Origin of the sequence: Acidipropionibacterium timonense (genome assembly GCF_900605005.1) — a bacterium.
In the GTDB taxonomy this organism is placed as follows: domain Bacteria; phylum Actinomycetota; class Actinomycetes; order Propionibacteriales; family Propionibacteriaceae; genus Cutibacterium; species Cutibacterium timonense.
The window spans coordinates 1636776-1658820 of the sequence record NZ_LR027558.1; the positions used below are offsets into that span (position 1 = coordinate 1636776).

At 68.8% G+C, this 22045-nt stretch carries 17 protein-coding genes, 1 tRNA gene and 1 pseudogene; 5 read left to right on the forward strand and 14 right to left on the reverse strand.

The window, feature by feature from the left end; translation table 11 throughout:
- Window positions 1–20: 20 nt before the first annotated feature.
- Complete coding sequence (locus tag E0E30_RS07670; protein WP_245306547.1) at window positions 21–590, reverse strand: P-loop NTPase family protein; 570 nt, start codon at window positions 588–590, stop codon at window positions 21–23.
- Window positions 591–934: 344 nt separating this feature from the next.
- Between E0E30_RS07670 and E0E30_RS13640 the strand changes: the two genes are divergently transcribed.
- Window positions 935–5821 (forward strand): endo-alpha-N-acetylgalactosaminidase family protein, encoded by a 4887-nt coding sequence (locus E0E30_RS13640; protein ID WP_130865799.1) that lies wholly within the window; start codon window positions 935–937, stop codon window positions 5819–5821.
- 345 nt (window positions 5822–6166) lie between these two features.
- Here E0E30_RS13640 and E0E30_RS07680 read toward each other — a convergent pair whose 3' ends face one another.
- Window positions 6167–9445 carry a S41 family peptidase gene (locus E0E30_RS07680; protein ID WP_130865800.1) on the reverse strand — a complete coding sequence of 1093 codons (3279 nt, stop codon included), beginning with the start codon at window positions 9443–9445 and terminating at the stop codon, window positions 6167–6169.
- A 110-nt stretch (window positions 9446–9555) separates the two neighbouring features.
- Between E0E30_RS07680 and E0E30_RS07685 the strand changes: the two genes are divergently transcribed.
- Window positions 9556–9936, forward strand: coding sequence for a hypothetical protein (locus E0E30_RS07685; RefSeq protein WP_130865801.1), 381 nt, complete (start codon window positions 9556–9558; stop codon window positions 9934–9936).
- A gap of 37 nt (window positions 9937–9973) precedes the next feature.
- Window positions 9974–10198 (forward strand): hypothetical protein, encoded by a 225-nt coding sequence (locus E0E30_RS07690; protein ID WP_130865802.1) that lies wholly within the window; start codon window positions 9974–9976, stop codon window positions 10196–10198.
- A 17-nt stretch (window positions 10199–10215) separates the two neighbouring features.
- Here E0E30_RS07690 and clpX read toward each other — a convergent pair whose 3' ends face one another.
- From clpX to E0E30_RS07730, 8 genes and pseudogenes are all read right to left on the reverse strand, one after another.
- Entirely contained in the window at window positions 10216–11505 is a 1290-nt protein-coding gene (gene clpX, locus E0E30_RS07695) for an ATP-dependent Clp protease ATP-binding subunit ClpX (RefSeq protein WP_130865803.1), read from the reverse strand.
- Window positions 11506–11658: 153 nt separating this feature from the next.
- A complete protein-coding gene (locus E0E30_RS07700; protein ID WP_130865804.1) occupies window positions 11659–12369 on the reverse strand; it encodes an ATP-dependent Clp protease proteolytic subunit in 711 nt (236 codons plus the stop codon).
- A gap of 11 nt (window positions 12370–12380) precedes the next feature.
- Window positions 12381–12986, reverse strand: coding sequence for an ATP-dependent Clp protease proteolytic subunit (locus tag E0E30_RS07705; RefSeq protein WP_130866808.1), 606 nt, complete (start codon window positions 12984–12986; stop codon window positions 12381–12383).
- 349 nt (window positions 12987–13335) lie between these two features.
- Window positions 13336–14526 (reverse strand): annotated as a pseudogene (locus E0E30_RS07710) (AI-2E family transporter); the annotation flags it as partial.
- Between the two features lie 211 nt (window positions 14527–14737).
- Window positions 14738–16387 carry a trigger factor gene (gene tig / locus E0E30_RS07715; RefSeq protein WP_130865806.1) on the reverse strand — a complete coding sequence of 550 codons (1650 nt, stop codon included), beginning with the start codon at window positions 16385–16387 and terminating at the stop codon, window positions 14738–14740.
- Window positions 16388–16526: 139 nt separating this feature from the next.
- A complete protein-coding gene (locus tag E0E30_RS07720; RefSeq protein ID WP_130865807.1) occupies window positions 16527–17102 on the reverse strand; it encodes a dienelactone hydrolase family protein in 576 nt (191 codons plus the stop codon).
- 55 nt (window positions 17103–17157) lie between these two features.
- A complete protein-coding gene (locus tag E0E30_RS07725; RefSeq protein WP_130865808.1) occupies window positions 17158–17739 on the reverse strand; it encodes an NAD(P)H-dependent oxidoreductase in 582 nt (193 codons plus the stop codon).
- 86 nt (window positions 17740–17825) lie between these two features.
- Window positions 17826–17899: transfer RNA gene (locus E0E30_RS07730), tRNA-Gly, on the reverse strand.
- A 110-nt stretch (window positions 17900–18009) separates the two neighbouring features.
- Here E0E30_RS07730 and E0E30_RS07735 point away from each other — a divergent pair.
- A complete protein-coding gene (locus E0E30_RS07735) occupies window positions 18010–18426 on the forward strand; it encodes a DUF2871 domain-containing protein (RefSeq protein ID WP_130865809.1) in 417 nt (138 codons plus the stop codon).
- Between the two features lie 82 nt (window positions 18427–18508).
- Window positions 18509–18967 carry a hypothetical protein gene (locus E0E30_RS07740; RefSeq protein WP_130865810.1) on the forward strand — a complete coding sequence of 153 codons (459 nt, stop codon included), beginning with the start codon at window positions 18509–18511 and terminating at the stop codon, window positions 18965–18967.
- A gap of 449 nt (window positions 18968–19416) precedes the next feature.
- Here E0E30_RS07740 and E0E30_RS07755 read toward each other — a convergent pair whose 3' ends face one another.
- From E0E30_RS07755 to E0E30_RS07770, 4 genes are read right to left on the reverse strand one after another with little or no spacing between them, the layout of a single operon-like run.
- Complete coding sequence (locus tag E0E30_RS07755; RefSeq protein WP_130865811.1) at window positions 19417–20469, reverse strand: tyrosine-type recombinase/integrase; 1053 nt, start codon at window positions 20467–20469, stop codon at window positions 19417–19419.
- Between the two features lie 4 nt (window positions 20470–20473).
- Complete coding sequence (locus tag E0E30_RS07760) at window positions 20474–21142, reverse strand: hypothetical protein (protein ID WP_130865812.1); 669 nt, start codon at window positions 21140–21142, stop codon at window positions 20474–20476.
- Between the two features lie 14 nt (window positions 21143–21156).
- Window positions 21157–21561 (reverse strand): M78 family metallopeptidase domain-containing protein, encoded by a 405-nt coding sequence (locus E0E30_RS07765; protein ID WP_130865813.1) that lies wholly within the window; start codon window positions 21559–21561, stop codon window positions 21157–21159.
- Window positions 21548–22036: a hypothetical protein gene (locus E0E30_RS07770; protein WP_130865814.1), complete on the reverse strand. Its 489-nt coding sequence runs from the start codon at window positions 22034–22036 to the stop codon at window positions 21548–21550. The genes E0E30_RS07765 and E0E30_RS07770 overlap by 14 nt, the downstream gene beginning before the upstream one ends.
- Window positions 22037–22045: the final 9 nt, after the last annotated feature.

The following is a 22045-nucleotide window of genomic DNA, read 5'->3' on the forward strand; positions in this document are numbered from 1 at the left end:
CCCCGGCCGTATCCGGGTGGTCAGGGGGTTCGGGCGGCCGCGACGAGGCGATCCAGGTCCCGCGGACGGGCGAGCAGGATCGTCGGGAGCGCTGCCGGGTCGTCGTGCAGGGCCCGCATCGTCGCGCGCTTACGGGCGAACGAGGTGAGGTGCCATCGCAGGATCGAATCCTTGGAGACGAGGTTGCCCACGGTCTCGCGGTTGCCGTTGCAGATCGGGGTGCCGTCGATGATCCGCACGATGCACCGTCTCACCAGGCGCCCGAGGGACAGCCAGCGCGAGTAGTCGAGCCCGATGACGATCTCGGCGCGGGCCATGACGACGTCCCGGAAGTGGGAGTAGGTCGAGTCGAGGATCCAGGCCTCCTCGGCGCTGAGCCCGGCGGCGATGGCGCGCATCTCGTCGGGCGAGCGGTTCGTCCACGGGCTCTCCTCGGCCGGCAGGAAGCCGATCTCCTCGTCGACGAGGTGCACCGGGATCCCCAGGGCCTCCCCGAGACGGAGGGCCGCGGTCGACTTGCCGGAGCCGGTCACCCCGTGCAGGACGATCCGCCGTGCGTGACGCAGATCCTCGACGCTCCCGTGTGACATGGGCGTCATCCTAGGGGCGGGTCCCCGGGCCGCAGGCACGGTTCCCGGCTTCTGGTGTCAGGAATCACCGTGAGCACCGAGATGTTCCCCTGGCGGGGAACGATCGCCCTCCGGGGGGATTTTCCTGATGCTCGCCCCGGGGCCGCCGCCGGCCGGGCCGACGCACGACACCCGCACCGGGCGCCAGCCGCCACGTCTCGAGTGAGGTTCCGCACCGACCGGCAACGAATTGACGTGAACACTCCCGCTGAGCGCCTTGCACTGCTAATGTACACGTGTTCATACGATGGCCTCGGACGGCGGAGCAGTGGTGCCCGCCGTCGCGAACCAGGGGAAGGACAGCGATGTCACAACGAAGAACAACGGCGATCGGGGTCGGGATCGTCACGACCGGCATGATCGCCGCGATGGCCGTCGCGGCCTCGCCGGCCACCGGCGCGCCCGCGTACACACGCATCGACCAGGCCGCCATGACAGCGGTCGCCGCCGATTCGGTCGAGACCAGCGGTGAGGGCTCCAACGGCCCGATCTCCCTCATCCTCGACGGCGACGAGTCGACCTACTGGCACACCCAGTGGTCCGGCTCGGTGGCACCGCTGCCGCACTGGTTCGTCGTCAAGCTCGGCGATGAGCCCGTCGACCTCGGCCGGGTCGACCTCACGCCGCGACAGTCCTCCAACGGATCGGGACGCGTCCACGAGTACAAGCTGTTCGCCGTCAACGCCCCGCAGTGCACCAAGGACTCCTTCGGCACCGCCTCCCCGGTGGCCTCCGGCCAGTTCGACGGCCTCGTCGCCAACAAGGCCCAGGTGCGGTCGATCGTCCTCGACACCCCGGTCAAGGCGACCTGCGTCAAGGTGCAGTACGACTCCAGCTGGGGCGGAGCGAGCGGCTCGGCGGACACGTCCCCCACGGAACAGGTGGCCTCCCTCGCCGAGTTCAACGCCTTCACCGCCTCGACCCCCTCGGCGACGCCGACCACCCCCGCCGCCCCACTCACCCCCCAGGTGCCCGAGGGAACGCTGTCGATCGGTGACGGCACCCTGTCGGTGCGTCTGCGACCCGACTTCCCCCAGGTCATCGACTACTCCCTGGCCGGTCGGACCCTCGTCGGCCAGTACGGCAGCGCGCTGTCCTCGATGACCATCGACGGGAAGGTCCAGAAGGTCACCGTCGGCAAGGCCTCCGTCTCCGCCGACAAGCGGTCGGTGAGCTACCCGATCGCCCTTCCCGGGCTGGACGGCGTCCACCTCACCGCTGTGGTCTCCGTCAGGAACGGGACCCTCACGTACAAGCTCACCGACATCGTCGACCCCGGCAAGCTCGTGCACCGCATCGCCATCCCCGGCCTCGACCTCGTGAGCCTCACCGGCGCCGACGCGAAGTCCCGGATCCTCGCCGCCGACATCTCGGTGAGCCGAGGAACCTCCGGTGACAAGGTCATCGACGTCTCGACGGCGAGCCCCGGAACCGGCAGTGCCTGGATGGTCACGGCCAACAGCTCCACCCTGGCAGCCGGTTTCGAGACCAACGCCATCGGCGACAACACGGTCTCCCAGGGAGGCGGCACGACCGCCCGCTTCGTCCACACCGTCAAGGACGTCTCGGGCACGACCGTGGCCTCCGTCTCCCCCGCCCAGTGGACCTACCGTTCGGGTGCCGTGACGACCTACGACGACGGGTCCGGGATCGGCCCCGACGACGACCCCATGATCCAGGTCCGTCTCACCGCCGACGCCAATGCCGACGGCACCGTCGACTGGCAGGACGGCGCCATCGCGACCCGGCACATCCTCACGCCGATCGTCGGCGCCGCCGAGGTGCCGAACGACGTCATCGCGCACATCCCCTTCAACATCGTCTCCCAGGCGACCCACCCGTTCCTGCGAACCCTCGACGACGTCAAGCGGATCTCCCTGGCCACCGACGGGCTCGGCCAACAGGTCCTGCTCAAGGGCTACCAGGCCGAGGGACACGACTCGGCCCAAGGTGACTACGCCGGCCACTACAACGACAAGGCCGGCGGCCTCACCGACCTGCGCACCCTGGTGAACCAGGGCAAGTCGTGGAACGCCACCTTCGGCATCCACGTCAATGCCACCGAGTCGTACTCCGAGGCCATGGCCTTCGGACCCGACCTGCTGCAGATGCCCCCGCAGAAGGCCTGGGGCTGGATGAACCAGGCGTACTACATGAACAGCCCCAAGGACCTGGCCACCGGTGCGGTCCTCCAGCGGCTGGCGCAGTTGCGCAAGGACTTCCCCGCCGACAGCAACCTCAACTGGCTGTACTGGGACGTCTACTACCCGCGCGGCTGGCAGGGCGACCGGTTCGCGGCCGAGGTGGCCAAGCAGGGGTGGCGTCAGGGCTCCGAGTGGGCCGACGCCATGCCCCGCTCGAGCACCTGGTCGCACTGGGCCAATGACGAGAACTACGGCGGCTCCAACAACAAGGGCCTCAACTCCCGGCTCATCCGTTTCGTCGAGAACTCCTACCGCGACACGTGGAACCCCGACCCCATGCTCGGCAATACCAACGTCGTCGAGTTCGAGGGCTGGACGGGACACAACGACTACAACGCCTTCATCGCCAACGTGTGGGAGCGCAACCTGCCGACGAAGTTCATGCAGCGCTCCCCCATCGTCGGCTGGTCCGACCATGAGGTGAAGCTGGCCGACGGGACCGTCGCCACCTCGCCGTTGAGCTCCATCGACGGCCGGACCCTTCCGACCGATCGCACCGTCACCACCGACGGAGCGGTCGTCTACCACGACGGCACGTACCTGCTGCCGTGGAAGGACGGCGGCAAGGACCGGCTGTACTACTGGAACCCCTCGGGGCAGCCGGCCACCTGGCAGCTGACGAAGGCCTGGGCCTCGCAGTCCGGCCTCACGCTGTTCAAGCTCACCGACACCGGACGCGTCAAGGTCGCCGACCTGCCCGTCTCGGGCGGCAAGGTCTCGCTGCCGGCCACCGCGGCGAACACGGCATACGTCGTGTACCCGACCTCGGCCGTCCCGGCAGCCGCGACCCCCAACTGGGGGGAGAGCAGTCACATCGCCGACCCGGGCTTCTTCTCGGGAACGACGAAGGCCTACCGCACGAGCGGAGCGGTCACGGTGACGAAGTCCGCCCGGGGCAACTTCCAGGCCGAGCTCGGGGCGGGGGCGTCCTCCCTGTCGCAGCAGCTCGCCCTGCCCGCGGGGACCTGGAGCGCCTGGGCCTGGGTTCAGGTCCAGCCTGGTGCGACCCGCCACGTCGAGGTCGCGGTGTCCGGGTCCGGGGTCTCCCCTGCCGGTCACCAGGCCGGGCGCAAGGGTGAGGCTGTGACGTCGATCGACGCCTCGACGGCTCCGAACGCGACCGCCTCCGACGAGAAGGTCGGCACGTACTTCCAGCGGGTCCCGGTGCGCTTCACCTCGGACGGGTCCGCGGTGACCCTCTCCGTCCGTGCCGCCGAGGGCTCGGCAGTCGTCTCGGTCGATGACCTGCGCGTCGTCCCCACGACGACCCCGAAGGACCCGGCGTCGACCGGATCGACCGTCCTCTACGAGGACTTCGAGCACATCGACGACGGCTACGGGCCGTTCGTCACCGGGTCGGCCAATGCCAGTGGCGATGCCCGTACCCAGCTCGCGCAGAAGCACGCGCCCTACTCGCAGTCCGGCTGGTACGGCCTGGTCAACGACTCCGACCGTGCCGCGACCGAGGGGCAGAAGTACCTCGACAACGTCCTCGACGGTCAGTGGTCGCTCATGGCCCATCAGGAGAACGGCGGACTCATCCTGCGCACCACCCAGGGGCTCGTCCCCCTGTCCAAGGGGCACACCTATCGGGTGAGCTTCGACTACCAGACCGCCTATGACGACGACTACTCGCTGGTCGTCGGTCACGACACCTCCACCGGAAGCGCGTGGAAGGCGACCGTCGACCGCACCGTGCCGATCGCCCAGGCTCGAGGCGCCGGATGGCACTCCGGGACGACGACCGGTTCGGGGACCAAGGTGTTCAGCACCGAGTTCGCCGCTGGGGAGCACGCCTTCCTCGGGGTCGTCAAGCAGGGCAGCAAGGTCCAGGGAGACCTCGTCATCGACCGGTTCCGGGTCGAGGACCTCGGTGCCAAGCCGGTCCTGTCGGTCACCTCGAAGGCGGTGACGTCGTCCGATCCGACGATGCGCGAGCTCACCGTCACCGCCTCGCTGGCCCTGTCGCAGGGCTCGGCCACCGAGGTCCAGCTGGCCCTCACCGGCCCTCAGGGGTGGACGGTGAGGCCGGTGAGCACGGCGGCCACGAGCGTGTCGGCCGGACACGACGCCACGGCGACATGGACGGTCACGGTACCGCGCAACGCTGCGGCCGGGGACCTCACGGTCAAGGCCACGTGGACCCAGGACGGCAAGGCAGGGCAGAGCACCGAGTCGATCCCGGTCGACCCGGGACACTTCCCGCTCGTGGACCCGATCGGTGGGGCTGACCTCACGCTCGTCGAGGCGAGCTCGGAGCAGACCGGGGACGCCGAGCCGGCGCCGAACGGCCCGGCGGCGGCCGCCATCGACGGCGATCCGTCGACCTACTGGCACACCCAGTGGGACCCGACCGTCGACAGCTACCCGCACTCGATCGTCATCCGGCCGACCGCCTCGCTCACTGCGGGGACGACCTGCCAGATCAAGGGTCTGGAGTACACCGCCCGTCAGAGCGCAGCCAACGGCCGCGCCAAGGGCTACCAGGTGTACGTGTCGACCGACGGCAAGACCTGGGGTGACCCGGTGGCCTCGGGTGATTTCTCCGATGTGACGACGCCGCAGATCGTCGAGTTCGCCAAGCCGGCGACCGGCCCGTTCGTCAAGCTCGTGGAGACCTCCTCGCAGAACGGGGCACAGTTCGGCGGGGCCGGGGAGATCCGGTTGTCGGCGAGCTGCTCGGGGTCCGTGACGCCGACCCCCACGCCGACCCCGACCCCGACGCCGGGTGACACGCCCAGTGCCACGCCGACGGTGACGCCGAGCCAGCCCAGCACCACGCCGAGCCAGCCTGCCTCGCCGACCGGTCCCGGTGCCCCGGGCGAGCCCGGACGACCCAGCACACCGGCCCACCCCAGCAAGCCCAGCAAGCCCAGCAAGCCCGGCACGCTGCCGCACACCGGAGCCTCCGGGGCGGACGCCGTGGCGCCGCTCACCGCAGCGGCCCTGATGGTCATGGCGGGAGTGTCGCATCTGCGACGGCGGTGAGAGCACCGGCGTCGCGGTGAGCGACCGATGACGGGCGGGGCCACGCGGCCCCGCCCGTCGCGTTGTGTTCTCCGGCCGACTACGTCCCCACGGATCACGTCCCGGGCGACTGTCTGACTCGGTCGCCCCCAGCAGATGTCAGGACATCACCCTGAGCGGCGAGATGTTCCCCTGGAGGGGAACGATCGCTCTGTGGGGGCGATTTCCTGACGCTCATCCCCGGGGCCACCGCCGGCCGGACCCACCCTCGACGCTGGCCCCGGGCGCCGCCCCGACCGAACCCACACACAGACACACAGTGCCCGGGGCCACCATGGTGGCCCCGGGCACTGTCGACCAGGAGGGTCAGTCCTTCCTCGACCCACCGAACGCCGGGCCGGGGAAGGCGGGCGGCGTCGCCGCCGGATGCTCCGCCAACGCCGCGAGACAGACGTCGATGGCGGCGTCGAGCTGGACGTCCTGCTCGGACTCCCAGTCCTCGGGCGAGACGATGACCTCGATGTCGGGATCGACGCCGTGGTTCTCGACGCCCCATCCGTAGTTCCCGTACCAGCCGGCGTACCGCGGCTGGGTCACCGACGTCCCGTCGACGAGGTCGAAGCGTCCGTCGATGCCGACGACGCCGCCCCACGACCGCTCGCCGACGATCGTCGCGTAGCCCATCGCCTGGGTCACCGCCGAGACGATGTCGCCGTCGGACCCGGCCCACTGGTTCGTCACCATGACGATGGGACCGCGCACGGCGTTCTGCGGGTAGGTCATGGGCTCGCCGTAGTACCGCGCGAAGTCCCATCCGACGACCTTCCGGGCCAGTCGCTCGACGACCAGCTGTGAGGTGTGTCCACCGTGGTTGAACCGCACGTCGGCGATGACTCCCTCGTGCCTGGTGGCCTCGGAGATCTGCCGGTGCAGCTCGGCCCAGCCCATCGACACCATGTCGGGGACGTGGAGGTACCCCAGCCGGCCACCGGAACGCTCCTCGACGTAGCGACGCCGTGAGGCCACCCAGTCGTGGTACCGCAGGGTCGCCTCGTCGGCCATCGGGACGACGGCCACCCGACGCTCCTGCGATCCACTGCGCACGGTGAGCTCGACCGTCTGCCCGGCCGACCCCTCGAGAGCCTGCCCCAGGCCGAGCGACCGCCCGACCCGATGCCCGTCGACGGCGACGATGACGTCCCCGTCGCGCACCGCCACACCGGCGGCCCGCAGCGGCGACCAGGCCAGCGGGTCGGAGGACTCCCCCGGCACCACCCGGACGATCGGGACCCCGTCGTCGCCGGGGGCGCCGTGGTCGACACCGAGCAGGCCGGCGCGCAGGCTGGCCTCACCGTCCAGCCCGGCCGGGCTCACGTAGGAGTGCGAGGTGTTGAGTTCGCCGACCGTCTCCCAGAGGATGTCGTGCAGGTCGTCGAGGCTGTGGATGCGGTCGACCAGCGGCCGGTACCGACGCAGCACCCCGTCCCAGTCGACCCCGTTCATGTCGTCACGCCAGTAGTGGCTGGCCATGATGCGGCCGTTCTCGTCGAACATCTGACGCCACTCGTCGCGAGGGACGATCCGACGACGGAGCCGACCGAGGTCGACGCTGATGTGCGCCGGATCGTCCGACTCGACCTTGTGGTCGGCCGGGATGACCGTCACGTCGTCCTTGTGCCGCACGACGAGCCGCTCGCCATCCCCGGACACGGAGTACGAGTCGACGGCGTCACAGAGCCTGTCGGCGTGCCGGGAGGCCAGACCGTAGTGCACGAGGGCATCGGTGGGAGCGTCCCCGCTGACCCCGGCCCGGGCCGCCCCGAGCTCGCCACCGCGGTCGGCGACCTCGATCCAGGTGAGTCCGTCCTTGACGGCCGCCAGCCCACGGTACGGGCCCGACGGCACCGGGAAGGGCACGAGTCGCTCCTCGAAGCCATCGACGTCGAGGTGGCAGGTGACCTTCTCCTCGTCCTTGGACGTCTCGGCCTCAGCGGACTGCTTGGACTTGGCGTCCTGCACCTCACTGATCCGCCACCCCTCGGGGGTCGGGCCGAAGGGGGAAGGCTCGGTCGCGCTCAGCGGTGCCAGCCACGGGCGGATCGTGTGGCCGAAGGACAGATCGAAGGTCTGTCCGTCGTAGCTCGGGTCGAAGGTCCTGGCCGACAGGAGGACGAGGTACTTGCCGTCGCTGGTGAACACGGGGTTCGAGTCGTCGAACGTGCCCTTGGTGAGGGGGAAGGACTCCCCGCCGCCCTGCTCGTCCCAGCAGACGATGCGACCGTGGTCGCCCTCGCCGTCGCTGCCGGCGCGCCACACGAGGTAGCGGCCGTCGGGAGACCAGGCAAGGCCGGTGGCCTCTCCCTGGGTGGAGACGCCGACCTGCGTCACCGACCCGGACTCGACCGACACGACGAGGACCCGGCCGTCGTGGCTCACGACGGCCACCTTGGCACCGTCGGGGCTCGACGCGAGCCACAGCACCCGGCCGAGCTGCCCGGAGGCGATCCGGCGACGCTCGCCCGTGCCGTCGAGAGCCGCGACCTCAAGGCAGTCCTCCCCCTCGACGTCACTGGCCCAGACACCCAGGCCGGTGTCGCCGAGCACGCGCGGTTCGCGAATGCGGACCCCGTCCTCGGCCGCCAGGGCCCGTGCCGGTCCGCTGCGATGGGTGAGGTAGTACGCGGCGCCACGCCACTCGAGCAGCGACCCGTCACCGCCATGATCGGCGACGACCGCCTCGAGCCGGTCCGTCGGCTCCACCGGGAAGGCCGCCGGCGCGCCGATGCCCAGGTCGACGTCGATCTGACGAGGGCGCTCGTCGAGCCCGGCCATGGCGTAGAGCTGGCCGCGCGCGTGGTAGACGATCGTCCTCCCGTCGGTGCGCGGGTCGCGGACGTAGCCCTGGTCCTCGCCGTGGTGGGTGTGCTGACGAAGATCGTGCCCGTGGTCGTCGACCGACCAGATCTGCGCCTGCTCGGTCGGGTGGTCGGGCAGCGTCGCACCCATGTCGGAGGTGAAGAACAGCCGCCCGTCGTACCAGCCGATGCCGTATCGCCCGGCCGCGGCGTAGAGCCCGTCGTGGTCGTCATTGCCGTCGCGCAGGACGCGCAGCGACTTCTCCGCGTCGGCGGGACGCAGCCAGATCTGGGCGGCCGTCCCTCCTCGGTAGCGCTTCCACCGGGAGCAGTCGCCGGAGTTCGGGGTGACCGTCGCGACGTCTCCCCGGTCCGACACGGCCAGGTCCATGCCCGGACCGTGGTGCAGCCTGTCGATGACGCCGTCGAGGCTCACCGAGTACAACCACATGAGGCCGACGTCATTGGTCTGGTGCGGTGAGGAGAAGACGATGTGATCGTCGTCGAGCCACCCGATCGTCAGCAGCTTGCGGGCACCGAGCCAGGTGAGTCGACGCTGGTCGCCGCTGGCCAGGTCGAGGACGTACACCTCGGGGCGCTGGGCCAGGGACGAGGTCCAGGCGACCTTCGTCCCGTCCGGGGAGAATCGGGGATTGCGCACGGGAACGTGGTCGCTCGTGAGTCGGGCGGCACGCCCTCCCGTCAGCGGAACGAGCCACAGGTCGTCGTCGGCGGCGAGGACGACGCGGTCGTCGTGCACGTCGGGGTAACGCAGGTATCCAGAAGCCATGGCGAGAGCCTATCCAAGCCCGAGGACAGTTCCACGGACTTCGCTGCTCCCCCATGGGAACCTGCCATCTGTCACCATGGATGGGTCCGTCCCGTCGAGAGGTCACCGTCATGCCGAGCAAGTCCATCCGCGCCAGGGCCATCGGAACCGCCGTCGCGGCCGCCGTGCCCATCGCCAAGGACCTGTGGGACGTCGTCAACAAGGACGATCGAGCCGCGGACGCCCTGCGCAAGGGGTACTCCTCGGCTCGCACCTCCGCCGCGGCGCGGACCCCGTTGGGCAAGGTGGAGGCCACCGTCGCCTCGGTGCGGGCCTACGCGCGCACGACCTCCGACCCGCGCGCGGGGACGTGGATGCAGCGGGCGGACGAGATCTCCCGGCTCATCCCGTTGGCCCGGCTCCAGCGCGGCAGGGAGCGCAAGGCGTCGACGAAGCACCTGCAGACCATGGCCTCCGAACTCCTGCGGGAGGTCATCAACCTGGGCTCCTGAGGCCACGACTCAGGATCCATGACCCGGAAGGAACAGCATGTTCACCGACACGACCGCACTGACGATCCAGCTCTCGCGCATCGAGCGCAAGCTCGACGTCGTCATGGAGCACCTCGGCATCGTCGACGACCGGACCACCGCGATCCGCGACGAGGTGCGTCAGGTCAAGGAGACGGTGGGCGTCATCTCCGCGGTCAAGCGGTACCGCGAGCTCACCGGGGCGAGTCTCGTCGAGGCGAAGCTCTACGTCGAGACCCTCTGATGCCCACCCGGTGATGGTCAGGCGCTGAGCTTGCCGCGGTTCCGCGCGATGCGCGCCCGCGAGGAGTACTCACATCGCTGCTCGCCGCGAACGGCCTGCTCGGTGACGACGACCCGGGCGACGTCGTCCCGCGACGGCACCTCGAACATGACGTCCATGAGGGTCTCCTCGATGATGGCGCGCAGCCCTCGAGCCCCGGTCCCCCGTTGCAGGGCCTTGTCGGCGATGGCACCGATGGCCTCGTCGGTGAACTCGAGTTGGACCCCGTCGATCTCGAAGAGCTTCTCGAACTGTCGGGCCAGGGCATTGCGCGGCTCGGTGAGGATACGCACCAAGGCGTCCCGGTCGAGGGCGTGGACGGTCGTCACCATGGGCAACCGACCGATGAACTCGGGGATGAGTCCGAACTGGTGCAGGTCCTCCGGGGTGACCTGGGACAGGATGTCCTCATCCTCGACGGCGTGCAGGCTCTGGTCTCGGTTGAACCCCAGCGGGCGCTTGCCGACGCGCTTGTTGATGATGTCCTCCAGGCCGGCGAAGGCGCCGCCGACGATGAAGAGGATGTTCGTCGTGTCGATCTGGAGGAAGTCCTGGTGGGGGTGCTTGCGCCCGCCCTGGGGAGGCACCGAGGCCTGGGTCCCCTCGAGGATCTTGAGCAGCGCCTGCTGGACCCCTTCACCGGAGACGTCACGGGTGATCGACGGGTTCTCGGACTTGCGGGCGACCTTGTCGACCTCGTCGATGTAGATGATCCCGGTCTCGGCCTTCTTGATGTCGAAGTCGGCGGCCTGGATGAGCTTGAGGAGGATGTTCTCGACGTCCTCGCCCACGTACCCCGCCTCGGTGAGGGCCGTGGCGTCGGCCATGGCGAAGGGCACGTTGAGGCGACGGGCGAGGGTCTGGGCGAGGTAGGTCTTGCCGCAGCCGGTGGGCCCGAGCAGGAGGATGTTCGACTTGCCCAGTTCGATGCCGTCGTCCTCGGCCCGGCGGGCGCGGGAGACCTCGGAGGCGGCCTGGATCCGCTTGTAGTGGTTGTAGACGGCGACTGAGAGCGTGCGCTTGGCCTCGTCCTGCCCGATGACGTAGGAGTCGAGGAACTGGCACATCTCCTGGGGACGGGGCAGCTCGTCGAGGGGGCCGAGCGAACTGGACTCGGAGAATTCCTCCTCGATGATCTCGTTGCACAGGTCGATGCACTCGTCACAGATGTACACCCCCGGCCCCGCGATGAGCTTCTTCACCTGTTTCTGGCTCTTTCCGCAGAAGGAACACTTGAAAAGGTCACTGCTCTCACCGATCCGCGCCATGTCGTCCCCCTCCTCTCGCGACTGATCCGTCCCGTTCGTCCAACCGGCCACCGTCCGGTCCCGGCCGGTCCGTGGTTCCACCCACCCTAGCCCGGCGCGGTGCCCTCACCGGGAAAGGTGCGGCCCCGAGCCGGGCGTGTCGTCCTCAGGACCTCACTGGTCCCCGAAGATCTCGTCGATGAGGCCGTACTCCTTGGCCCCTTCGGCGGTGAGGTACTTGTCCCGGTCGACGTCCTTGGACACCTGCTCGATGCTCTGCCCGGTGGCCTCCGACAACATCTTCTCCATGAGTCGACGGATCCGCTGGATCTCGTCGTCGAGGATCTCGATGTCGGTGGCCTGTCCGTAGGTCGACTGCCCCATCGCCGGCTGGTGGATGAGGACGGTCGAGTTCGGCAGGGCGAAGCGCTTGCCCTTCGTCCCCGCCGCCAGGAGGACGGCGGCCGCGGAGGCCGCCATGCCCAGGCAGACGGTCTGGATGTCGGGGCGGACGTACTTCATGGTGTCGTAGATCGCGCTCATGGCCGAGAAGGAGCCGCCGGGCGAGTTGATGTAGATGCTGATCTGACGATCCGGGTCCATCGACTGCAGGCACAGCAGCTGCGCCATGATGGCGTTGGCGATGTCGTCGGTCACCGGCGTCCCGAGGAAGATGATGCGGTCCTCGAAGAGCTTGGTGTACGGGTCGACGCGGCGCACACCGTAGGACGTGCGCTCCTCCCACTGGGGGATGTAGTAGTCCATCGAGGGGGACGCCGGGGCGACGCCGGTGGGCAGTCCCCCCATCGACGGGACGACGCGCGGGGACGCCATCGCGGCGCCCGCCTGGGCGGCATTGAAGTCAGCCAGGTCGAAACGGTTCATGGAGCGGTACCTCACTTGGTGGGGGCGTCGTGGCCCATCTGGGCGGCGCTGGTGTAGACGTGGTCGATGAAGCCGTACTCGAGGGCCTCCTGGGCGGTGAACCAGTGGTCGCGGTCCGAGTCGGCGGTGATCTTCTCCACCGGCTGGCCGGTGTGCTCGGCGATGATCTCGGCCATCTCGCGCTTGGTGTCCTTGAGGAACTTCGCGTTGATGGAGATCTCGGTGGCCGTGCCCCCGACCCCGCCGAGGGGCTGGTGCATGAGGATCTTGGCATGGGGCAGGGCGTACCGCTTGCCCTTGGTGCCGGCGGTGAGGAGGAACTGCCCCATCGACGCGGCCATGCCCATGGCGACGGTGGCGACGTCGTTAGAGATCCATTGCATGGTGTCGTAGATAGCCATGCCGGCCGAGATCGACCCGCCCGGCGAATTGATGTAGAGGAAGATGTCCGCGGTCGGGTCCTCCGCGTTGAGGAGCAGCATCTGGGCGCACAGCGCGTTGGCGTTCTCGTCCTTGACCTCCGAGCCCAGGAAGATGATCCGGTTGCGCAGCAGCGACTGGTAGACGTTGTCGGTGAGGCCGATCCCCGCAGCGTCTGCGCCGGCCATCCGGGGCATCCCCGGTCCCTTGGGTGCATTGATGTCGTTCACGTCTACGAAACTACCGTGCCCCTACGACAGTTTCGTGCGGGGTGACACGGTTTCGCCCTCGGCACGCCCGTCGCCGCGCTCGTCCCGGCCCGCTGACGCCGTCCCGAGCGGTTCACCGTCAGCTCGCGGAGCCCTCGCCGGCCGGCTCGTCAGCCTCGTGAGGACGCGCATCCACGTCACCGTGCTCCGGGAGCGCATCGGCACCGAGCTGGCCAGGGGCATCGACCTGGTCGGAACGCTCCTGGGCACTGGGCTGCTCGCCGCTGCCGGCGACGTCGTCATCCCCGGGATGCTCGACCCGATCGTCCCTCTCCGCGTCGTCGGCGCCGTCGTCCCCCTCCTCGGGCCGCGAGGAGATGATGGCGTTGACCCACCGGGCACCGGGATCGCGATCGATGAGCAGAGACTTGACCAACAGCGAACAGGGCAGGGCGATGAGCGTGCCGAGGGCCCCGAAGCACCATCCCCACAACAACAGCGACAGGAACGACATCGTCGGCGTCAGTCCGACGGCGTCACCGGCGAACTTCGGTTGGATGATCGACTGGATGACGAAGTTGAGCACGCTGTAGGAGACGACGACGGCCAGGGCCGACCACCACCCGTCCTGGAAGAGGGCGAGCAGGGCCGGCGGGAGCAGGCCGATGACGAAGCCGATGTTGGGGATGTAGTTGGTGAGGAAGCTGAACAGGGCCCAGACCCCCGCCAGCGGTACCCCGATGACCAACAGCGCAGCCCAGTCGAAGAGGGCGACGATGATGCCGAAGAGCGTCGTCACGAGCCAGTAGCGTCGGATTCCCGAGGCGAACCCCTCGAGGGCCAGGACGATGTCGGGCTTGCTGCGGCCGGCGATCCGAAGACGCTCGTGCATGGACGGTGTGTCCATGATCATGAAGACCATGGCCGTGAGGATGACGACGATCATCGTCACGACGCTCGAGGTGTCGGACACCAGGGAGGTGGCGACCGACAGCACCTGCTGCGGGTCGATGGCCTTGAGCTTGGACGCGATGACGTCCTCGCTCCATCCGAAGCGCGTGAGCAGCTCGATGGCCTGCTTGTACATCGCGACCATGCGCGGCGTGTAGGTCTGCAGCTGGTCGACGGTTGCGGCAACCGACCACACCATTCCGGCGACCCCCGCGGCCAGGACGACGACCACCGTGAGACCTGAGGTGAGCGCGCCGAGCCAGCTCGGGAAGCGGTGACGCACCATCCAGCGGTGGATGGGATACGCGGTGATGAGCAGGTTGAGCCCGAAGAACAGGGGCGCGATGACGCTGGAGAGCTCGTGCAGCAGGCTGAGTGCGAACCACCCGGCGCCGATGGTGAGCAGGGCCAGGGTGAGGGCCGGCAGGGACGAACGCTGGCCCGACGGCTCAGCGGACTCGTCCCGGGGCTCGCGCGTCGAGGACTCTGCCGGTCCGCCGCCCGCGGGCTCCTCCCCGTCGGCCCAGGTGACCTGGCCGGCCTCGACGGCCCGGGCCAGGGCCAGGTCCTCGCGCATGGAGCTGCGGACGCGGCGCAGCCGGGCAGCCCTCGAGGCAGCGCGGGCCGCAACACGTGGCACCCTCATGTCGACCCTCCTCGGGACAGCGGTCTTCCGGGGCCCGGGACGACGTGACCGGCGCCGCACGAGCGATTGTGCAGGCGCCGGTCACGGATGTCTCAGAGCCGATCCACAGCGATCCTAGCGGCTGGGACGGACTCGACCGTGGTCAGGACTCGTCGGCCTCGGCCTTGGCGGCGGTCTTCTTCGTCGTCTTCCTGGCTGCGGGCTTCTTGGCCGGGGCCTTCCTGGCAGGCTTCTTGTCGGCCTTCTCCTCCGCGGCGGGGGCCTCGGCGGCCTTCTCCTCCTCGGCGGCCTTCTCGTCAGCTGCGGTGTCGGCTGCCGCCGCGGGCTCCTCCGTTGCGGCTGCCGCCGCGAGCTCCTCCGTTGCGGCTGCCGCCGCGAGCTCCTCCGTTGCGGCTGCCGCCGCGAGCTCCTCCGTTGCGGCTGCCGCCGCGAGGGCCCCCTCCTCGGCCGGCTCGACGACCGATCCATCGGGCGCGACGGTGTCGAGGTCGACGACGTTGCCCTCGGAGTCCTTGACGGTGGCCTTCATGACGAGGTTCGCCAGGGCCTTTCCGCGCCGGATCTCCTGCATCCACTCACCGATGTGGTTGTGCTCCATCATGTGCTGGGCCTCCTGCTCGGGGGAGGTCCCGTTCTGCTGCGCCTTCTGGAAGAGCAGCTGGGTGAGGTCGTTCTGCTCGACCTCGGACTTCTCGTCGTCGGCGAGCTTGTCGAGAACGATCTGGGCGCGTAGGGCGTCGATGGACCGCTTCTCGATCTCGGCCCAGAAGTCGTCCTCGTTGTCGGCCTCCTCCTCGGAGTCCTCGAGGTACTGCTCGACGGTGAGGCCGGCCTGGGCGAGCTGCTGGCTGACCTGCTGGCGCCGGGCCTCGATCTCGGACTCGACGAGCTTGGACGGCAGCTCGAACTCGACCTTGTCGATGACGGCCTGCAGCACGTTGTCGCGGGCGTCCGCGGCCTGGTCGAGCCGGGCCTGGTTCTCCAGGGCCTTCTTGAGGTCCGCCTTCATCTCGTCGACGGTGTCGAACTGGCTGACGAGCTGGGCGAAGTCGTCGTCCACCTCGGGCAGCTCCTGGGAGGAGACCTTGGTGACGGTGACCTTGATGTCGGCCTCCTGGCCGCGCAGGGCCCCGCCGACGAGGGTCGAGTGGAAGGTGGCGTCCTGGCCGGCGGTCAGGCCGACGACAGCGTCGTCCAGGCCCTCGAGCATCCCCTCGGAGCCGACCTTGTAGGTGATGCCCTCGGCGGTGGCGTCGGCGAGCGGCTCGCCGTCACGGCTGCCGGCCAGGTCGATGACGACGACGTCGCCCTTCTCGGCGGCACGCTCGACCTCGGTGGTCGTCGCGAAGCGCTCCCGCAGCAGCTCGATGCGCTGGTCGACGTCCTCGTCGGGGACGGAGACGGCGGGCACCTCGACGGTGATGGTCGTGGGGTCGGGCACCTCGAAGTCGGGCCGGACGTCGACCTCGGCGGTGAACTCGACGAGCTCACCGTCCTCGAGCTTGGTGACGTCGACCTCGGGCTGGCCGAGGGGGACGATGTCGTTCTCCTCGACGGCCTTGCCGTAGGCCTCGGGCAGGGCGTCGTTGATGGCCTGCTGGAGGACGGTGCCGCGCCCGAAGCGCTGGTCGATGACGGCGGCGGGGACCTTGCCCTTGCGGAACCCGGGGACGTTCACCTGGCCGGCGATGTCCTTGTACGCCTTGTCAAGCGTGGGCTTGAGCTCATCAAAGGTCATCGTGATGGTGAGCTTGACCCGGTTGGGGCTGAGCTGCTCGAGGGTGCTGGGCACGAAGGTCTCCTGAAGGGTCCGAATCTATGACTCCGCCGCAGGGGCGGACACATGCCCACCAATCCTAGCGAGCGGCCGTCGGGGCATCCAAGCCGGCAGTGAGGGCCGGACGATGGAACGCACCGCGACCCGTACCGACTCAGTCCGCCATCCCCTTCACCAGCGCGTCGATCCGCGCGATGAGCAGTCGCGTCGCCTCGGCGTCGTACTCGTCGGTGGAGTCGTCCATGAAGAGGTGACGGTCGCCGGGCAGGACGTGCACGTGCAGGTTGTCGTGGACCTGCGCCCAGGCCCGTGCTGCGTCGAGGTCCCCCTCGAGGGCGAAGAACGGATCGGCGTCCATCCCCAGCACATGGACGGGAACCTCGTCCGGCCACGATCCGGTGAGGAACCCAGGGTCGACGAAGGTGCTCAGCAGGAGCGCTCCGGCCACCGGCCGAGTGAGCAGCAGATGCTCGGCGGGGATGCCGCCCATGGACACGCCTGCGACGATCGGCGTCTCGAGCCCGGCGACCGCGTCCTCCGCCCGAGACAGGAGGGCGTCGTCACCGAGGTCCTCGCTGAAGGCCAGCCCCTCGGCGATGGTCGCGAAGGTGCGTCCGCCGAAGAGGTCCGGGGTGAGGACGTCGTGGCCGGCGTCGCGCAGCCGATCGGCGATATGGCGCAGGCCATCGGTCAGTCCGAGCACGTGGTGGAACAGGACGATCTGGGTCATGGGCCTCACGCTAGGCGCGCAGGGGTCAGGAACCCACGTCAGCAAGGAGCATCGTTCACCGGCGGGCTGCGTCGGCCGCGCCACGAGCACGCACCCGCTCGAGGAAGGCCCGTCGGGACGCCTCGGTGTCGCGGGGCCCGTCCATCCCTCCGAGCAGGAGGGTCGATGTGACGCGGACCCCGCAGTACCCGAGAACATCCTTGCGAAGTCGCGTCACGGGATAGCTGCGACGCATCCTGGCGTACCAGGCGGGCGCGTGGGAGGTGGCGACGAGAGTCGCGGTGCGTCCGGTGAGGAGCCGGTCCGGGGCGGGCCTGCCCGGTCGGTAGTGGTAGGCGATCCCGGGGACGAGCACCCGGTCGAACCACCCCTTGAGGATCGACGGCTCGGCCGCCCACCACACGGGGAGGACGAGGGTCAGATGGGCGACTTCCTGCACCAATCGGATCGACCGCTCGACGAAGGGATCCTCGGGCATTCTCTCGCGGTAGCCCATGCGAAGGACAGGGTCGAAGTCGGCGCGCGACAGATCGATGACCTCGGCCACAGCGGCAGTACCGATCCCGTCGACGTAGGCGCCCGCCAAGGCCGCGCAGAAGCTGCTCGCGTCCGGATGGCCTTGCACGACCAGGATCATGTTCACAGTGTACTCGTCGCTCGCTCCTGAGCGCCGTGAATCAGGGGAAAAGATGACGTCGACCGGTCCAGCGAGGGGACCGACGGTGGAGCGGATGACGAGAATCGAACTCGCGTAGCCAGTTTGGAAGACTGGGGCTCTACCATTGAGCTACATCCGCACGCCCCGAAGGACCTGCACCACAGTACACGAGGGGCGTCCCCCCGTCATCTCGACAAGTCATCCTTTCGGGGGATGGATGAGCGGGTCCACGCTTGATGTCATGGTGGCATGACAGCATCTCGAAAACTCCTGTACGCGGCGACGTCGTGGCTCGTGCTCGGTCTGGTCGGCGGCCTGTTCTACCGCGAGTTCACCAAGGCCCACGAGTTCACCGGGGTCACCCAACTGGCGGTGGTCCACACGCACACCCTGGCCCTCGGGTTCCTGCTCACCCTCGTCGTCCTCCTGCTGGAGAACGCCTTCACCCTGAGCCGGACGCGTGCGTTCGCCGTCTACCTGTGGGGCTTCAATCTCGGTCTGCTCGTCACGGTCGGGGTGATGATCGTCCACGGCGTCCTGCAGGTGCTCGGGCACACGAGCGTCTCCCCCGCGATCTCCGGGGTCGCCGGCCTGGGACACATCGGCCTCACCGTCGGGCTCATCGCGTTGATCGTGGCGCTGTTCGCCCGGGTCGGGAGGCAGTGACCTCAGCCCTGCCGCGTCGAGGGGGTGTGACCCCCGTGTCACCTAGCCTCACCGGAGAGGACCCCCACCGACAGGAGCCCCCGTGCAAGACCTCGAAGCCTTCACCGCAGCCCAGGTGAGGATCGGCCGGATGTGGTGGCAGTTCATGCCTGAGCAGGGATGGACGGAGTCGACCCTCACCTGGCTACGGGTGCAGCAGTGCATCTGGCGCGAACTCATCATGGTTCGCGACGACGGCCAGAAGGTGAGCGGCTCGATGCCCGACGCCCTCCAGAACGAACTCATCGCCTTCCAGGACGCCCACGGCACCATCGGCCAGCCCCGCCCCTTCGGATTCACCATGCAGCTGTCCAACACCGGAAAGGTCCAGGTCTGGATCACGTGGGACAAACGCGTCCACTTCCACACGGGCCCCGAGGCCCCGTTCCAGCCCGGCCCCCAGGGCCCCTCCATGCCGACGGACGAGATGTGGCGCGCTGAACTGGCGCAGTACCCTCGGCCGGCCGACCAGATCCCCGACTGGTGGCAGGCGCTGCTCTGAGCCACCGCGCACGCGCCGGTACCTTCCCGGGTGGATTTCTGACGTGGGGATGGGGTTCGAGACGTGAAATGCGATCGGAACGGCCTCTCCACGTCAGGAATCCACCCGCACCCCGCCCCACGGGGATCCCACCGGGCAACCAGCGGCACCCCGTACGGACCAATGGTCGGGGCGACAGGACTCGAACCTGCGGTCTCCTGCTCCCAAAGCACACCCCGCACCTAGTCAGAGGACCCCGGTACGGCACGGGTAGTGTCACTGTCAGACATCAGCCGATCCATCCTCGACGCCACATCATCCAGCCCCTGATCCCACAGGTGCCCGTACAGATCAAGCGTCATCGTCGCCGAGCGATGCCCGAGCATCCGCTGCACCGCCAGGACATCGGCANTGGTCGGGGCGACAGGACTCGAACCTGCGGTCTCCTGCTCCCAAAGCACACCCCGCACCTAGTCAGAGGACCCCGGTACGGCACGGGTAGTGTCACTGTCAGACATCAGCCGATCCATCCTCGACGCCACATCATCCAGCCCCTGATCCCACAGGTGCCCGTACAGATCAAGCGTCATCGTCGCCGAGCGATGCCCGAGCATCCGCTGCACCGCCAGGACATCGGCACCCGAGGCGATGGCCAGCGACGCAGCCGTGTGCCGCAAATCATGGATCCGCACGTCGCCCCAGCCGAGCCGGTCGCACGCCGGACGGAATCGGCGCTCACGCCACGAGTCCTTCGCGATACGCCCTCCACGGTGGGCGCGCAGCAGCGGCCTGTCAGCCGGCCCGTCAAGGTCGAGCATCGCGATGACCGACGCCGGTACGGGCACATCCCTGGCCCGCCCGGTCTTCGACCTGTGCACCCTCACCCGGCCTCGACGCTCGTCGACGTCTCCGACGTTGAGAGCCAGGGCCTCACCGATCCTCAGGCCGGTCGTGCCGAGGAGCCACACGAGCGCCGCCGACTCACCGGCGGCCGGATCCGTGTCGACCTCGGCCGCCAGGAGCCTGAGCTGGTCCATCGTCAGCGGATGCACGTCCCTGCGGACCTCGCGTGGAGCGGTCACCGTCGACAGGTCTAGCCGGTCGCGCAGCGCCCCGCGCAGACACTGGAGGCCCTGGTGTCGCAGGGATGACGAGGCTGGTCCTCCGGCGGTTGTCAGACCGGCGATCCACACCTGCACCTCGGATGCCGTGACCTGATCGATGGGCGTCCGGGCCCAGCGTGACCTGACGTGGGACGCGGCGAGGGCGGCGGCGTCGTACCCGGCAGGGCTGAGGCCACGCTTGCCGTCGAGCCACACGTCGACGAGATCGCCGACAGTGCGCCCATCCTCGGGGCGCGGTGGGGCGGTGGTGAGCCTGACAGCGTTGAGGCGTTCGGCCTCGGCGCGGGTCCGGCAGGCTGTGGTGGGCCATCCGGCCACGACGACACGCCACCGTAGTCCTCGCCCGTCGCGGCGTGTGGGCGCGCCATGACGGTCACGCCACAGATCCTGCACCGCCACTTGGTTACCTGCACAATGCAGCTGAGGACCGCTGCACCTGGCCGGCAACTCCCCCGGAGGTGTCCTCGACGCTCACCCACTGAAGATCTGTTGCGTCCAGGCATGTGAGTTGCAGGATTCTCCGTGCTGCGTCTTTCGCTTCGTCGCGGCTCAGTTTCTCCTGCACGTGCACGGTGACGTCACCGCTCCCGTTGTCGCTGATGTCTGTAATTGGGCATGCCCATGATGCGGCAGTACCGCACGTCTGCGTGAACGATGTGACACCGAGATTCTGGAGCAGGGTTTTCTTCACGGTGGGGGCGAGCGGGGCGGCCGCCTTCGATGGGGGTGTGGCGTGCCTGCTTCGCTCTGCCGTGGCGCGGCTTGTGGCCCGCGTCGGCGTCGTCGAGGCCGGCCTCGGCGACGACTGGCCGGCCTCTTCATGCCCTCCGCTCGCGACGGCAGCGATGATGATGAGGAGAATCACCGCGCCAACAACGCCGAGAACCACCGTGGCCCGCTTCTCTGCTTTGCTCCGCTCCTGCGGGGTCATCGCGTCAATGGCCGCTTGGGTTCTGCTCCTGCGCTCTTCGCGGCGTTCACGTGCAGCGTCGCGCTTCTCCTGCCGCAAACGCTCGATCTCGAGCTCGCGTTGCTTCTCCTCGAGTTTGCGGATACGTGTCCGGCGTCCCATGGGATTGTCCTTTCTCATGCCGCTTCGGTGCGGCTGTCGATGTAGGCGCGCTCCCCGTCGGTGAGGTGCGCGAGTCTAGTGGCGAGGACGTCGTCAGCGACCCACAGGTCGAGGGCGGCAGCCTCGGGCGTCGAGTCAGCCATGGCATCGGCCACCACACCCAGATCGGGCAGCAGCCACCGTGCTGTGGCGACCCGGACGCGCTCCTCGCAGACGGGCGGCTGCGGCCCGAGAAGCCCGAGCCTGATGTGGGTGAGTTCGTGGGCGAGCGTGGAGCGACGCTCACGCTGGGTCAGTCCGGTCGCGATCCAGATGGTGTGTCCGTCTGTGGCTCCACGCCATCCGGCTGGCAGCCCACCCCACACGAGGTCGAGGTGTGGCTGGTCGCGGAGTGTCTGCCACGGGTCAGGCTGGGTCATCGCCCCACTCCTGCTCCATGCGTTCCCGGTCGGTCGGCACACCAGGGTTGTCGGCTGCCAGGGCCACCTCGACGACCGCACCCACACCATCGGGGCTCTTCTGAGCGTCAGACTGCCGGTCATCACCACTACCTCCTGCCTCACGGGCTGCGAGGAGCACATCCATGATGCCCTCGACAGCCTTCCGTTCCTCTTGGGTGAGACGTTCGTAGCGCTTCCAGCCACCGACCGGCGTGTATCCGGCCTCGGCGGACTTGATGTCGTCGACATCGACGCGCAGGATCGCGGCAAGGTCACCATAGGTCCGGTCGTCCCGGATCGACTTCTGTGCGCCAGATGCGATCCGCCTGAGCGTCTCGTACGTGATCGATCCAGCTGGCAGCTTCGCCGCCCGATACATCGCGATGAGGCTGTGGGCGTTGAGGTCCCGCTGCCTGTCTGCGACGAGTTGCTGGAGTGGTGTCACGTCATCCATGGTCTGGCC

Coding starts and splice junctions, on each gene's coding strand:
- E0E30_RS07670 (WP_245306547.1), bottom strand. CDS start 590: ATGTCACACGGGAGCGTCGAGGATCTGCGTCACGCACGGCGGATCGTC.
- E0E30_RS13640 (WP_130865799.1), top strand. CDS start 935: ATGTCACAACGAAGAACAACGGCGATCGGGGTCGGGATCGTCACGACC.
- E0E30_RS07680 (WP_130865800.1), bottom strand. CDS start 9,445: ATGGCTTCTGGATACCTGCGTTACCCCGACGTGCACGACGACCGCGTC.
- E0E30_RS07685 (WP_130865801.1), top strand. CDS start 9,556: ATGCCGAGCAAGTCCATCCGCGCCAGGGCCATCGGAACCGCCGTCGCG.
- E0E30_RS07690 (WP_130865802.1), top strand. CDS start 9,974: ATGTTCACCGACACGACCGCACTGACGATCCAGCTCTCGCGCATCGAG.
- clpX (WP_130865803.1), bottom strand. CDS start 11,505: ATGGCGCGGATCGGTGAGAGCAGTGACCTTTTCAAGTGTTCCTTCTGC.
- E0E30_RS07700 (WP_130865804.1), bottom strand. CDS start 12,369: ATGAACCGTTTCGACCTGGCTGACTTCAATGCCGCCCAGGCGGGCGCC.
- E0E30_RS07705 (WP_130866808.1), bottom strand. CDS start 12,986: ATGCCCCGGATGGCCGGCGCAGACGCTGCGGGGATCGGCCTCACCGAC.
- E0E30_RS07720 (WP_130865807.1), bottom strand. CDS start 17,102: ATGACCCAGATCGTCCTGTTCCACCACGTGCTCGGACTGACCGATGGC.
- E0E30_RS07725 (WP_130865808.1), bottom strand. CDS start 17,739: ATGATCCTGGTCGTGCAAGGCCATCCGGACGCGAGCAGCTTCTGCGCG.
- E0E30_RS07735 (WP_130865809.1), top strand. CDS start 18,010: ATGACAGCATCTCGAAAACTCCTGTACGCGGCGACGTCGTGGCTCGTG.
- E0E30_RS07760 (WP_130865812.1), bottom strand. CDS start 21,142: ATGGGACGCCGGACACGTATCCGCAAACTCGAGGAGAAGCAACGCGAG.
- E0E30_RS07765 (WP_130865813.1), bottom strand. CDS start 21,561: ATGACCCAGCCTGACCCGTGGCAGACACTCCGCGACCAGCCACACCTC.
- E0E30_RS07770 (WP_130865814.1), bottom strand. CDS start 22,036: ATGGATGACGTGACACCACTCCAGCAACTCGTCGCAGACAGGCAGCGG.